Raw genomic sequence first — 13,230 nt, forward strand, 5'->3', positions numbered from 1 at the left:
ATGGCCGGCCACACTGCTACGCGCTGGCTATGGCGACATCCAATACTCCGCCGACCGTTGCCGCCCCCGGCATCACCACCGACGAGGCGCCCGAAACGCGCAAGCGTCTCGGCGATCTTGCGATGGTGTGGAGACATGCGGCCAGCTATCCCGGCCGCATCGCGATCGCCGGCATCGCCCTGCTGACCACATCCGCCGCGACGATCGGCATCCCTTACGGGTTCAAGCGGGTGATCGATCGCGGTTTCGTCAGCGGCTCGAACACCTCGTTCGCCTCGTCCTTCCATTATCTGCTGTTGATCGTGGTCGTGCTGGCCATCGCCACCGCGATCCGGTTCTACTTCGTGTCGTGGCTGGGCGAGCGCGTCGTCGCGGACATCCGGACCGAAGTGCAGCGCCATCTGCTCCGCCTCAGCCCGCGCTTCTTCGAGGAGAACCGCCCCTCCGAAATCGCCTCGCGCCTGACATCGGATACTGCGCTGATCGAGATGATTGTCGGCAGCACCGTGTCGATCGCGCTGCGCAACGTGTTCACCGGGATCGGCGGCCTGATCTACCTGTTCGTCATCTCGCCCAAACTGGCGGGCATGTTGATGATCGGCATCCCCGTCATCATCCTGCCGATGACGTTGCTGGGCAAACGTGTGCGCGGCTATTCGCGCACCTCGCAGGACCGCGTGGCAGAGGTCGGATCGATCACCACCGAGGTGCTGGGCGCGATGCGGATCGTGCAGGCGTTCGGCCAGGAACCCCGCGAAGCAACCCGCTTCGGTGTCGCGGTCGAGGCCACCTTCACGGCGGCGCGAAAGCGTAACGCGCTCCGGGCGATCATGACCGCGATCGTCATCGGCCTCGTGTTCGGATCGATCACCCTCGTCCTGTGGGAAGGCGCGGTCGATGTCGCGGCCGGGCGACTGAGCGGCGGCGCCATCGCCGCCTTTGTCCTGACCGGGGGGATCGTCGCCGGCGCGTTTGGCGCGTTGACCGAAGTCTATGGCGACCTGTTGCGCGGCGCCGGTGCCGCCAGCCGCCTGTCCGAACTGGCGCGCGAGGTGCCGGAGATCGCCGCCCCCGCCCGCCCCGTCCCGCTGCCCACACCCGCGCGCGGCGCGATCCGGTTCGAGGACGTGCATTTCCGCTACCCCACCCGACCCGAAATCGCCGCCCTCGACAGCTTCTCGCTGGACGTCGCGCCCGGCGAGACCGTGGCATTGGTCGGCCCGTCCGGGGCCGGCAAGTCCACCATCTTCCAGCTCGCCGAACGCTTCTACGATCCGGAGGGTGGTCGCATATCGGTGGACGGCGTGGCGCTGACCGATGCCGATCCCGCCGATCTGCGCGCCCGCATCGCGATGGTGCCGCAGGAGACGGTGATCTTCGCCGCCTCCGCCCGCGACAACCTGCGCTACGGGCGCTGGGACGCGACCGACGACGAGCTGTGGGCCACCGCCGAGGCCGCCAACGCCGCCGCGTTCCTGCGTCGCCTGCCCGACGGCCTCGACACCTATCTGGGCGAGGGCGGCGCGCGCCTGTCCGGTGGCCAGCGCCAGCGCCTCACCATCGCCCGCGCCCTGCTGCGCGATGCACCGATCCTGCTGCTGGACGAGGCGACGAGCGCGCTCGATGCCGAGAGCGAGCGGCTGGTGCAACAGGCGCTCGAACGGCTGATGGAACATCGCACCACGCTGGTCATCGCCCACCGCCTTGCCACCGTCCGCGCCGCCAGCCGCATCGTCGTGATGGACGAGGGGCGGATCGTGGAACAGGGCAACCATGCGACGCTGATGGCGCGCAGCGGTCTCTACGCGCGGCTGGCGAGCCTGCAATTCAACGAGGCGGCGTAAGCTCCAAGGCCAACGCTACCGCCGCTTGCCCTGATGGCGGATGTTCGCCGGCCGCCCCCGCCGCTTCAACACCCGTGGCGCGCGGCTTGGCGGCGCGCCCTTGCCGCCGGGCAGTTCGAACCGCAGCGCCCCCGACACCGGGTTCGCCTCCGCCAGTCGCAACCGCACCCGCCGGCCCAGCGCGAACACATCGCCGCTGGTCTCGCCGGTCAGCGTCCGCGCCGCCTCGTCGAAGCGATAATATTCGCCGCCCAGATCGCGCACCGGCATCAGCCCGTCACCGCCGACGCCGTCGACCGTCGCGAAGAACCCGTAATTCTGCACGCCGGTGATCCGCGCCTCCACCTCCTCGCCGACATGCTCGGCCAGATAGGCGGCGACATAGCGGTCGACCGTATCGCGCTCCGCCTCCATGGCCCGGCGTTCCAGCCGGCTGACCCCCTCGCCGATCCGCTCCATCTCACCCTCGTCGGGCAGCAACCCGCCCGGCCCCAGCTTGTACGCCGCGACCAGCGCACGATGGACGACCAGATCGGCATAGCGGCGGATCGGCGACGTGAAGTGCGCATAGCTGCCCAGCGACAGGCCGAAATGCCCGTGATTGGCCGGCGCGTAATAGGCCTGGGTCTGGCTGCGCAGTATCTGTTCCATCACCTGCGGCCGGAAATCGGCATCACCGATCCGGTCGATGATGCGGTTGAACGTCGATGGCTTCACCACCTGTCCCAGCGCGAAGGGTACGTCGAACGTCTCCAGATAATCCTTCAACGCAACCAGCTTCTCGCGGCTCGGCGCCTGATGTACGCGGTACATGCACGGCGACTTCTTCGCCTCCAGCGCCTTGGCCGCCGCCACGTTCGCGGCGATCATATAATCCTCGATCAGACGATGGGCATCCAGCCGCTCGCGCGCCGCGACCGACAGGATGCGGCCCTTCTCGTCCAGCACCACACGCCGTTCGGGCAAATCGAGGTCCAGTGGCTCCCGCGCATCCCGCGCCTTGGCCAGCGCTCCCCAGCACGCCCATAACGGCTTCAGCGCGTCGATCATCGGCCCGTCACCGGCATCGATCGTCGCCTGCGCATCCTCATACGCGATGTTCGCCGCGATCCGGACCAGCGCACGGGTGAAGCGCCATCCCTTCAACACGCCCGCCGACGTGATCTGCAGGTGACACGCCAGCGCCGCGCGATCCTCGCCCTCCTTCAGCGAACAGACATGCGCTGACAGGATTTCCGGCAGCATCGGCACGACCTGATCGGGGAAATATACTGAGTTGCCACGCGACCGCGCTTCTTTGTCCAGCGCGCTGCCGGGTCGGACATAGAAACTGACATCGGCGATCGCGACTACCGCCTGCCACCCGCCGGGGTTGGCCGGATCGTCATCGGGCGCCGCCCATACCGCATCGTCATGATCGCGCGCATCCGCCGGATCGATCGCGACGATCGGCAAGTGACGCAAATCCTCGCGATCGTCGCCAAGGGACAGGCGCGCAACCTCTTCGGCCTCTTCCAGCGTTTCCTCTGCGAACACGTCGGGGATGCCCAGCTTGTGGATCGCAATCATCGAAAAGGATCGCGGCGCGAACGGGTCCCCCAGCCGCTCGACCACGCGCACCGTCACCTTCGGCGGTCGTCCGGCCATCTCGCACATCACCAGATCGCCAGCCGCCGCGTCGCCGGTGTCGGACACCGCGAATTCGCGCCGTTCCTTCTTTTCGACACCGGTCAGCCAGAACCGGCCGGCTTCTTCGCGCAGCACGCCCAGCACCTGTTCCGATGCCCGCGCCAATACTTTCAGCGGATGCGCGATCCATCCCGATCCGGCTTCCTCGGTCCGGGCCAGCACCCGCTGACCGATACCCAGCTCGCCGCGTTTCCGCTCGCGCACCCGCAGGCGCGGCGGCGGCGTCTCGGCCTGCCATACCTCCGGCACCGCCCACACATTGCCGCCATCATCGACATCGGCGACGCGCAGCACCGTCACCTTCGGCAACCCGCCCATCTTGTGGAATGACCGGCCGGGGGCGCTGTCGATCAGCCCCTCGTCCGCCATGTCCTTCAACAACGCCTTCAACGCGATCTTGCCCTGCGCGGTCAGGCCAAAGGCGCGCGCGATCTCGCGCTTGCCCGCCAGGCTGCCCGATTTCTGGATGAAGTCTAAAATCTGCGCGCGCGTGGGCAGGCCGGAAATGGGTCGTTGCATCGACGGGAGATAGGCGCCCCGGGCGACCGCGTCACCCCGCCACCGCCATCACGTCGGCGCCGGGACAACCTCGATCAACGAATCGCCCGCTTCCAGCCGCCCTGCCGCCGCATCCCAAAGGCCGAGCACCTGATCGCCGCGATAAAGACGCAACACCTGCCCGCCCTCGATTTCGCGCGGCGACCGCCCGACCTCGGCCGCCGTCACCAGCCGTTCGCGCAGTTCGACCCGGCCGCCACGCGTCACCAGATCGGCGACGTAATCGGCGATGTGCCGCCCGGCCGTGCATTGCGCCAGCAATTGCCCACCGAAGCTGACCGGGTTGACGATGATCGTCGCGCCGGCGTCGCGCGCGAGCAGTTCGTTCTCGATCGCGGCGATCGCGACCGCGATCACGGCATGGGGCGCCAGCCGGCGAATGGTCAGGACGATCAGCACGGCGGTATCGTCGCGTCCCGGCGACACGATCACCTGTGATGCGGCCTCCACCTTGGCGATCGACAGCACGCGGTTGTGGGTCGCGTCGCCCTCAACGGTCGCGACGCCCAGCTCCTCCGCCAGCCGCAATCGTTCGCCGCGTTCATCCACCACGACGATACTGCGCGGGTCATGCCCGCGTTCCAGCAGTTCCGCGACCGCCGCCGTGCCCGACTTGCCATAGCCGCAGACGATCACATGCCCCGTCAATTCCCGTCGTATCAGGTCCATCCGCCACCGTTCCCAACCCTGCCGCAGCATGAAACTGTATGCGCTCCCCAGAAAGATGAGGAACACGAAGATGCGGATCGGCGTGACCACGAACGTGTCGAACATCCGCGCCGCGTCCGATACCGGTACGATATCGCCGTACCCGACCGTGGTGACGGTGATGACCGTGAAGTACACGACGTCCAGAAACGAGATCGCGCCATCGGTATTGTCGCGCAGCCCGTCCCGTTCCAGCCAGTGCCCGCCCAGCGCGATCCCGATCAACACCAGCACCGCCGCCGCGCGGATCGCCAGCGTGACGAACGGCCCCAGCCGCCCCGCCCGAAAGAATCGCGGCCGCGCCGCCACGATCGCCGCCCGTGCCGCCAATCGGCCCGGCGTCACCGCGTGCCGATCGTCGTGCGGTTTCGGCGGCACGGCCATGCGATCAGTAAGCCCGCCCGATCAACACGCGCTCCACCGCCGGCTCGCCGGTGAAGATGCACGGGCCGTCATCGCAGCCGGTCTGCCCCAGCGGCGCGTTGCGGATCGTCAGCTTCAAGGCCTTCAACCGCTCCACCACCTTGTCCAGTGTCGCCCCCGTCGGCTTCGACCAGCGCACGTCAAGCCAGCCGGGGTTCCGGCGACCCTCGGCGAAATGCGACTCGACCGCCGACCAATCGTCCACCGGCGCGACCTGCGCCCGCAGTGCCTCGGTCGATTGGGCCAGCAAGCCGCCCTGCATCTCGGCCAGCATGACGGACAACGTATCGATCAGCTCGCCGCGCGGCATCACCGCCGAATTCAGCTTGCCGTCCTCGCGGTACAGGCGATCACGACGGATCACCGACACGTTGCCGCCGGCGACATCACGGCCGCCGACCTCGATCACCACCGGCGCGCCCTTCTTCACCCAGCCCCAGCGTTTGGTGGCCACCTTGGCCGGCTTCAGGTCGAGCAATGCCCGCACCGGCTCGCCCAGCGTGGACAGGCCCGCCAGTTCCTTTTGCAGATCACGGCAATACGCCACGATCGCGTCATCTTCAGGCTGGTCGCGCAGCATCGGTACGATCACCACCTGCCACGGCGCGATCGCCGGCGGCACGCGCAGGCCATCGTCGTCGCCATGCACCATGATGACCGCGCCGATCATCCGCGTCGATACGCCCCAACTGGTGGTGTTCGCCAGCTCGAACTCGCCGCTCGTATTCTGGAACCGGATGTTCTGCGCAGAGGCGAAGTTGGTGCCCAGGAAATGGCTGGTGCCGGCCTGCAACGCCTTGCCATCCTGCATCATCGCCTCGATCGAATAGGTCGCGACGGCCCCCGGAAAGCGCTCGTTCTCCGGCTTCTCGCCCGTCACGACGTGCACCGCCAGACAGGTTTCTGAGAACTCGCGGTACACCTCCAGCATCCGCAGCGTCTCCTCGCGCGCCTCGTCGGCGCTGGCGTGCGCGGTATGCCCCTCCTGCCACAGGAACTCACTGGTGCGCAGGAACATCCGCGTCCGCATTTCCCAGCGGACGACATTGGCCCATTGGTTGATGAGCACCGGCAAATCGCGCCACGACTGGATCCAGCGGGCAAAGGCGCTGCCGATCACCATCTCGCTCGTTGGCCGCACGACCAGCGGCTCCTCCAGCTTCGCGGCGGGATCAGGCGTCAGCCCACCCTTGCCGTCACCGATCAGCCGGTGATGCGTGACGACCGCCATCTCCTTGGCGAATCCCTCGACATGCTCGGCCTCCTTTTCGAAGTACGACAGCGGGATGAAAAGCGGGAAATAGCAATTCTCATGCCCCGTAGCCTTGATCCGGTCGTCGAGCAGCCGCTGGATACGCTCCCAGATGCCGTACCCCCATGGCCGGATGACCATGCAGCCACGCACGCCGGATTCCTCGGCCAGATCGGCCTCGGCGATGACGGATTGATACCAGGCGGAGAAATCCGCTTCACGGGTGACGGGGAGCGCATGCTTCATGCCCGGCCGGATAGCCCATCCACGCCGCGCCTTGCCAGCGCAAAGCGGCATCGGTCCGTCGCCGGCCCATCTATGCCGCGAACGTCTCCTCCGCCTGCAGGAACGATACGAACAGGTCGGTCGATGCACGCAGATCCTGCGCACTGATCGCCAGATCGCCCGCATTGCTCCGCACCGACGCCGACAGCGAAGATGCCGCGCCGATCGTCGTGGCGACGCCGGCGATGCGGCTTTCGATATCGTCGGCCGTTCCCACCGCCCTGCCTGCGCCCGCATCCACCTCGTCTGCCGACGACCGCTGTTCGGCGACCGTGGCGGCGATGCCCGATGCCGCTGCCGAGACCTTGCCGATCGCCTCGTTGACGCTGCGCAGCTTCTGGCCGGTATCCGCCACCCCGTCGCGGATGCCGACGATCAGCGTGCGGATGCGGTCGCTCGCCCGCTTCGTATCCGCCGACAGCGACTTGACCTCGCCGGCGACGACGGCGAAGCCACGACCGGCATCGCCCGCCCGCGCCGCCTCGATCGTCGCGTTCAGCGCCAGCAGGTTCGTCTTGCTCGCGATATCCCGGATATCATCCAGGAACCCCTCGATCTGGACCGCATGTTCCTCCAGCATCGCGACCGTCTGCACGCTTCGCTCCGCTTCGCCTCTTGCCAGGTCGGTCAGTTCGGACTGGCTGCCGGCGGTCACCGCGATCGTCCGGATCGATCCGGACAGGACACGGATCGATGCCGCCACCTGCGCGATCTCCGACGCGGCGCTGGTCGCACCGGTCGCGACCTCGACCGCTTCCTGTGTGGCAGCGCTGCTGACATCCTCCAGCTTGACGGCGGTATGTTCCAGCTGCCGAGTGGCCTGGCCGATCGTCTTCACCACCGACGTCACCGATCGATTGAATTCATGGGCGAGGGAGACGAGCTCGCCGCGTCGCTCCGCCGCCGTCCGGGCCGCCTGCTGCTGACGCCGGCTCCGCTCCGTCGCGGCCTCGACCTCCGCGTCATGCGCCTGCCGCAGCGCGTCTTTGGTGCGACGCTCCTGCTCCTCGGCAATATCGGTCAGGTCTCGCGCCTGCTGCAACGCCGCCTGCTGCGACAGAAACAGCCGCTCGAGCTGCACCGACACCACCGTCAACGCGCCAAACTGCAATCCCACCGCCACGACATGAAAGAACACCCGGCCCAGATTGCCGCTGCCGGTGAACACCCATTCCGGCGCCAGCCATTCCAGCGACAGGTGATGGATCGCGGTCAGCACGGTCGCCAGCAGGATTGGCCGCCAGTCGGCCAGCATGACCAGCGCCGCCATCCCGACGAAAAAACACATGTGCGCGTCCATCTGCCACGGATGCCCGTTCAGCAGGAACACCAGCATGGCCGGGATCACCGCGGCCAGCGAACCCATCAGGGTCCGTGCCTCGGCATCGTACCGCCCCCTGACGGCCATGAACGTCGGCCCGATGTTGATGAGCACCCCAACGACAACCAGCGGTGCGGTGACGCCTCCCCCAAGCATCGCATTACCGAACAGCAGCAGCGCGAACGATATCCAGCCGATCAGCGCCCAAGTCTGCACACCGCGCCGACGAAGCCGATCGAGGGCGTTCAATGTCGGGGGTGCGGCAATGTCAGGCTCGCCGCCGATCGCCATGGCGTCCGCATGGCTCATGCCAGCACCCGCGGCGCACGGCCCGTGCGGCAACCTGCCGGCGGGGCCGCCAGGACGACGATATCCCATGATCCGATCTCATGCTCGATCCGGGCCCGATCGCCGGTCACGACCATCGATCCCCGGAACGGCCCGGCGCCGAGCAACGCGGCACCCCCCGCCACGGCTTTCCGCGCAACCCGATTGGCGTCGGCACCACCAATCGGGATGAGCAGCATATCGCCCGAAACCGGCGGCCACATCGTCGCCACGACAAGGGCGACGATCGCCATCGCCCCCTGCACCGGAATCAGTATTTTCGCAGCGGGAACAACGGCAACGGTCATCACCGCCGATGTACGTTTGGCTGGTTAAGAACGCGTAACCCAACCCATGTGGCCGTCGCCAAAATCGCCGCGGGGAAACACGGGTTATCCCAGCGCCTTCTTCAGCAACTCGTTGACCACGCCCGGATTGGCCTTGCCGCCCATGGCCTTCATCGTCTGACCGACGAAGAAGCCGAACAGCGCCTCCTTACCGCCGCGATACTGCGCCAGCTGGTTGGGGTTCTTCTCCATCACGTCCGCGATTACCGCCTCAATCGCGCCGGTGTCGCTGGTCTGTTTCAACCCGCGATCCTCGACGATCTTGCCGGGCGCGTCGCCCGTCTCCAGCATCACCTCGAACACCTGCTTGGCAAGGCTACCCGACAGCGTGCCATCCGCGACCAGCGCCAGCAATTCGGCCGCCTGCGTCGGCGACACCGGCGACGCGGCGATATCCTTGCCCAGGCGGTTGAGCGCGCCGAACAATTCCGACGTCACCCAGTTCGCCGCCGGTACCGCACTGGCGCCCGCGTCCAGCAACGCATCGAACCAGCGTGCCGTATCGACGTCCGCGGTCAGCACCGCCGCATTGTAACGCGTGATCCCCGCCGCCTCGTACCGTGCGCGCTTGCTGTCGGGCAGTTCGGGCAGGCTCGCCCGGCATTCGTCCAGAAACGCGTCGTCCAGTTCCAGCGGCAGCAGATCGGGATCGGGGAAATAGCGGTAATCGTGCGCGTCTTCCTTTGACCGCATCGACCGCGTTTCGTTGCGATCGGGATCGTAAAGCCGCGTTTCCTGCGCGATCTTGCCGCCTGCCTCGATCACCTCGACCTGACGCTTGGCCTCCTGCTCGACCACCGCCATCACGAAGCGCACCGAATTGACGTTCTTCGTCTCGGTCCGCGTGCCCAGTTCATCGCCGGGTTTGCGCACACTGACGTTCACGTCGGCACGCATCGACCCCTGATCCATATTGCCGTCGCAACTGCCGACATAACGCAGGATCGACCGCAGCTTGCTCAGATACGCGCCCGCCTCGGCCGGCGATCGCATGTCCGGCCGGCTGACGATCTCCATCAGCGCGACGCCCGAGCGGTTCAGGTCGACATAGGAGCGCGTCGGATGCTGGTCGTGCATCAGCTTGCCGGCATCCTGTTCGACATGGATGCGCTCGACGCCGATCGTCTTGCCGGCGGCATCGGGATTCTTGTCGTCCAGGCTGATCTCGATCGCGCCCTCACCCACCAGCGGATGATAGAGCTGGCTGATCTGGTACCCCTGCGGCAGATCGGCATAGAAATAATTCTTGCGATCGAACCGCGACCATCTGTTGATCTGCGCATCGATCGCCATACCGGTGCGCACCGCCTGCCGGATGCACTCGCGGTTCGGCACCGGCAGCATCCCGGGCATCGCCGCATCGACCAGCGACACCTGCGTATTCGGCTCCGCCCCGAACGTCGCCGCCGCGCCGGAGAACAGCTTGGCGTCGGACGTCACCTGGGCATGGACTTCCAGGCCGATGACGACCTCCCACTCACCGGTGGCGCCCTGAATCCTGTACGCGTGCTCAGTCATCGATTCGTCCATCTTTCGCCCGGCGCCCGATCAACGGCGCGGAAAATTCGGTATATCGCCGCATCATGCCGAGTGTCGAATAATCGTCGCGCAGGAATCGCGCATTCGCCCGCCGCGCCATCGCCTGCCGCTCGTCCGGCGTCTGCGATTTCGCCGCCGCGCGCCACGCCGCGGCGTCACCCGGCGGCACGAACAACGCTTCATCATCATTCAAATAGGTCGGAGATCCGCCTGCCCGCGTGGAAATGACCGGCACCCCCATCGCCATTGCCTCCAATGCGACAGTCGTACCCGAATAGATGTTATCCCGCATCGGTATGGCGATGTAGGTCGCGCCGGCATATAGCCGCCGAAACTCCGGCATCGGCGGTTCGCGCGGGATCGTCAGGTTGGTGTATTTCGCCAACAGGTCGTCGCTCAACTCACGGTTGATGATGACCAGTTCATAATCCGGATCGTTCCCGAACGCGTCGAGCAGCACCTGCCAGTCGCGGGTCATATCGTTGCCCGCCGCGACGATGCGGATCACCCGCCGCCCCGCCACGTCCTCCGGCACCGGCTGGAATGTATCCGTCGCGATTCCGAAATGCATCAGTTTCGTCCGCACCGCCGGCAGCGTCGCACGCGCCTTGTTCAGGCACGCCTGCGTATGCGTCAGCAACAGGTCCAGTCGCTTCAGCAATGGCTCGTAGACGAAGCGACGATGCGCCGACAGGCCATCCCACCAGTCGAAGACCCAGATCGCCGTGCCGATGATCGGCCGCTTCGGCACGATCCCCAACTCCATCAGCAACCTGGCCGACATCGCGTCCCACTCGCTCATCGTCCAGATGATGTCGGCCGCGGCCATCCGGCGCCGGTTGAAGAACGCGTGCGGCACGTCGAGCGAAAACCGCCGCAACGTCCACCGTGCGATCTTGCGGCCACCGTCACGCTTGTCGTCTTCCGAAAAGCTGACGTCGAACCCGCATTCCTCGGCGTGATGGAACCCGTACGGCGTCCGCTCCGGCTGCTGTCCTTCCGCGAACAGTTCGGCGAACCGGGCGACGCTCTGCCCGTACGACAGATGCACATGCACCTTGGGTCGCCGCGCCGAACCCGGGGCGGACGGACCATCGCTCATCGTGGCGTACCCCGGCCTACCACCACGCCTCGGGCCGGGCGACGAAGCCGGCACGCTGCTCGATCGCCAGGCCGGCGTTCAGCACGACCTGTTCGTCCAGCGGCTTGCCGATGATCTGCAATCCCAGCGGCAGACCAGCCGAATCCAGCCCGCCCGGCACGCTCATCGCCGGCAGGCCCGCCAGCGACGACGGCACCGTGAAGACGTCGTTCAGATACATCGCGATCGGATCGGCCGACTTCTCGCCCAGCGCGAACGCCGCCGACGGCGCGGTCGGCGCCAGCAACAGGTCGCACGCTTCCCACGCCCGCTCGAAATCGCGCGCGATCAGCGTCCGCACCTTCTGCGCCTGCGTATAATAGGCGTCGTAGAAACCGGCCGACAGCACATAGGTGCCGATCATGATCCGCCGCTTCACCTCGTCGCCGAACCCATCGGCGCGCGTCGCGGCATACATGTCCTGCAGCCCCGCCCCCTCGGGCAGGTCGCGCAGCCCGTATCGCACGCCGTCATACCGCGCGAGGTTGGACGACGCCTCCGCCGGCGCGATGATGTAATACGCCGGCAGCGCATACTTCGTGTGCGGCAACGAGACCTCGACGATCTCGGCCCCCGCATCGCGCAGCCAGTCGATGCCCTGCTGCCACAGCGTCTCGATCTCGGCCGGCATACCATCGACCCGGTACTCCTTCGGAATGCCGATCCGCTTGCCCTTCAGGTCGGCGGAGAGCCCCGCTTCCCACTGCGGCACGTCGAGCTGCAACGACGTCGCATCGCGCACGTCGAAACCCGCCATCGCCTCCAGCATGATCGCACAGTCGCGCACGTCGCGCGCCATCGGCCCCGCCTGATCGAGCGACGAGGCGAACGCGATCGTGCCCCAGCGCGAACAGCGGCCATAGGTCGGCTTGATGCCGCTGATGCCCGTGAACGCCGCCGGCTGGCGGATCGAGCCGCCGGTATCCGTCCCCGTCGCCCCCGGACACAGTCGCGCTGCGACCGCCGACGACGACCCGCCCGACGAACCACCGGGTGCCAGCGGCGCATTGCCGCCATCCTTGCGCCGCCACGGCGAAATCACGTTGCCGAACGCGGACGTCTCGTTCGACGACCCCATCGCGAACTGGTCCATGTTCAGCTTGCCGAGCATCCCCGCGCCCGCATCCCACAGATTCTGCGAGACGGAGGACTCGTACGGCGGCACGAAGCCTTCCAGGATATGGCTGGCCGCCGTTGTCGCCACGCCTTTGGTGCAGAACAGGTCCTTCATGCCGATCGGCACGCCGGCCAGCGGCTTGGCCGCTTCCCCCGCCGCGCGCGCCGCATCGGCGGCATCGGCGGCGGCCAGGGCATGGTCGGGCGTCTTCACCAGAAACGCGTTCAGCGCATCGGCCGCATCGACGCGGGCATTGAACGCCTCTGCCACGTCACGCGCGGAAAACTCACCGCTGCGGAAACCATCGCGCAGGCCGGCGATGCCCAGATCGGTCACGTCGCTCATTCGATCACCTTTGGCACCGTGAAGAATCCATGTTCACCCTGCGGCGCGTTCTGCATCAGCGCGTCGCGGATACCACCGTCGTTCACGACATCATCGCGCAGCCGCAGATGGTTGGGGATCACGGCCGTCATCGGTTCGATACCGGTGGTATCGACCTGTTCGAGCTGTTCGATCCAATGGAGGATGTTGCCGAGTTCGGGCGCGAGCCTGCTCGCATCCTCCTCGGTGATCGCGAGCCGGGCGAGGCTGGCGATCTTCTTGACGGTGTTGGTGTCGACGGACATGACAGCGCGGCTAGCATCCGTGCTTGCCCCCGTGCAACGGTTTATCCGCC

Annotated in this window: 10 protein-coding genes; 1 reads left to right on the top strand and 9 read right to left on the bottom strand. The window is 66.8% G+C overall.

Annotation, left to right across the window (positions count from 1 at the left end; translation table 11 throughout):
- Window positions 1–29: 29 nt before the first annotated feature.
- Window positions 30–1,844 carry an ABC transporter transmembrane domain-containing protein gene (locus ASG67_RS09520; protein WP_056528795.1) on the top strand — a complete coding sequence of 605 codons (1,815 nt, stop codon included), beginning with the start codon at window positions 30–32 and terminating at the stop codon, window positions 1,842–1,844.
- A gap of 15 nt (window positions 1,845–1,859) precedes the next feature.
- Here ASG67_RS09520 and ASG67_RS09525 read toward each other — a convergent pair whose 3' ends face one another.
- From ASG67_RS09525 to gatC, 9 genes are all read right to left on the bottom strand, one after another.
- The gene (locus ASG67_RS09525; protein ID WP_056528798.1) at window positions 1,860–4,052 is read right to left on the bottom strand and encodes a ribonuclease R family protein; all 2,193 of its coding nucleotides are present in this window, start codon (window positions 4,050–4,052) and stop codon (window positions 1,860–1,862) included.
- Window positions 4,053–4,100: 48 nt separating this feature from the next.
- A complete protein-coding gene (locus tag ASG67_RS09530; protein WP_082543406.1) occupies window positions 4,101–5,183 on the bottom strand; it encodes a potassium channel family protein in 1,083 nt (360 codons plus the stop codon).
- A 4-nt stretch (window positions 5,184–5,187) separates the two neighbouring features.
- Window positions 5,188–6,720: an aminoacyl--tRNA ligase-related protein gene (locus ASG67_RS09535; protein WP_056528801.1), complete on the bottom strand. Its 1,533-nt coding sequence runs from the start codon at window positions 6,718–6,720 to the stop codon at window positions 5,188–5,190.
- Window positions 6,721–6,790: 70 nt separating this feature from the next.
- Window positions 6,791–8,389, bottom strand: a complete 1,599-nt coding sequence (locus ASG67_RS09540; RefSeq protein ID WP_056528804.1) for a methyl-accepting chemotaxis protein — start codon at window positions 8,387–8,389, stop codon at window positions 6,791–6,793.
- Window positions 8,386–8,715: a hypothetical protein gene (locus ASG67_RS09545; RefSeq protein ID WP_056528807.1), complete on the bottom strand. Its 330-nt coding sequence runs from the start codon at window positions 8,713–8,715 to the stop codon at window positions 8,386–8,388. The genes ASG67_RS09540 and ASG67_RS09545 overlap by 4 nt, the downstream gene beginning before the upstream one ends.
- Before the next feature lie 84 nt (window positions 8,716–8,799).
- Complete coding sequence (gatB, locus tag ASG67_RS09550) at window positions 8,800–10,272, bottom strand: Asp-tRNA(Asn)/Glu-tRNA(Gln) amidotransferase subunit GatB (RefSeq protein ID WP_056529242.1); 1,473 nt, start codon at window positions 10,270–10,272, stop codon at window positions 8,800–8,802.
- A complete protein-coding gene (locus ASG67_RS09555; RefSeq protein ID WP_056528809.1) occupies window positions 10,265–11,395 on the bottom strand; it encodes a glycosyltransferase in 1,131 nt (376 codons plus the stop codon). The genes gatB and ASG67_RS09555 overlap by 8 nt, the downstream gene beginning before the upstream one ends.
- Window positions 11,396–11,411: 16 nt before the next feature.
- Window positions 11,412–12,896 carry an Asp-tRNA(Asn)/Glu-tRNA(Gln) amidotransferase subunit GatA gene (gene gatA, locus ASG67_RS09560; protein ID WP_056528813.1) on the bottom strand — a complete coding sequence of 495 codons (1,485 nt, stop codon included), beginning with the start codon at window positions 12,894–12,896 and terminating at the stop codon, window positions 11,412–11,414.
- Window positions 12,893–13,180: an Asp-tRNA(Asn)/Glu-tRNA(Gln) amidotransferase subunit GatC gene (gatC, locus tag ASG67_RS09565; protein ID WP_056528816.1), complete on the bottom strand. Its 288-nt coding sequence runs from the start codon at window positions 13,178–13,180 to the stop codon at window positions 12,893–12,895. The genes gatA and gatC overlap by 4 nt, the downstream gene beginning before the upstream one ends.
- Window positions 13,181–13,230 lie beyond the last annotated feature (50 nt).

Origin of the sequence: Sphingomonas sp. Leaf339 (assembly GCF_001426195.1) — a bacterium.
Classification (GTDB): domain Bacteria; phylum Pseudomonadota; class Alphaproteobacteria; order Sphingomonadales; family Sphingomonadaceae; genus Sphingomonas.

Excerpts from the sequence above, each read along its gene's own strand:
- ASG67_RS09545 (WP_056528807.1), bottom strand. The coding sequence starts at position 8,715 with ATGACCGTTGCCGTTGTTCCCGCTGCGAAAATACTGATTCCGGTGCAG.
- ASG67_RS09540 (WP_056528804.1), bottom strand. The coding sequence starts at position 8,389 with ATGAGCCATGCGGACGCCATGGCGATCGGCGGCGAGCCTGACATTGCC.
- ASG67_RS09530 (WP_082543406.1), bottom strand. The coding sequence starts at position 5,183 with ATGGCCGTGCCGCCGAAACCGCACGACGATCGGCACGCGGTGACGCCG.
- ASG67_RS09555 (WP_056528809.1), bottom strand. The coding sequence starts at position 11,395 with ATGAGCGATGGTCCGTCCGCCCCGGGTTCGGCGCGGCGACCCAAGGTG.
- ASG67_RS09520 (WP_056528795.1), top strand. The coding sequence starts at position 30 with ATGGCGACATCCAATACTCCGCCGACCGTTGCCGCCCCCGGCATCACC.
- gatC (WP_056528816.1), bottom strand. The coding sequence starts at position 13,180 with ATGTCCGTCGACACCAACACCGTCAAGAAGATCGCCAGCCTCGCCCGG.
- ASG67_RS09525 (WP_056528798.1), bottom strand. The coding sequence starts at position 4,052 with ATGCAACGACCCATTTCCGGCCTGCCCACGCGCGCGCAGATTTTAGAC.
- gatA (WP_056528813.1), bottom strand. The coding sequence starts at position 12,896 with ATGAGCGACGTGACCGATCTGGGCATCGCCGGCCTGCGCGATGGTTTC.
- gatB (WP_056529242.1), bottom strand. The coding sequence starts at position 10,272 with ATGACTGAGCACGCGTACAGGATTCAGGGCGCCACCGGTGAGTGGGAG.
- ASG67_RS09535 (WP_056528801.1), bottom strand. The coding sequence starts at position 6,720 with ATGAAGCATGCGCTCCCCGTCACCCGTGAAGCGGATTTCTCCGCCTGG.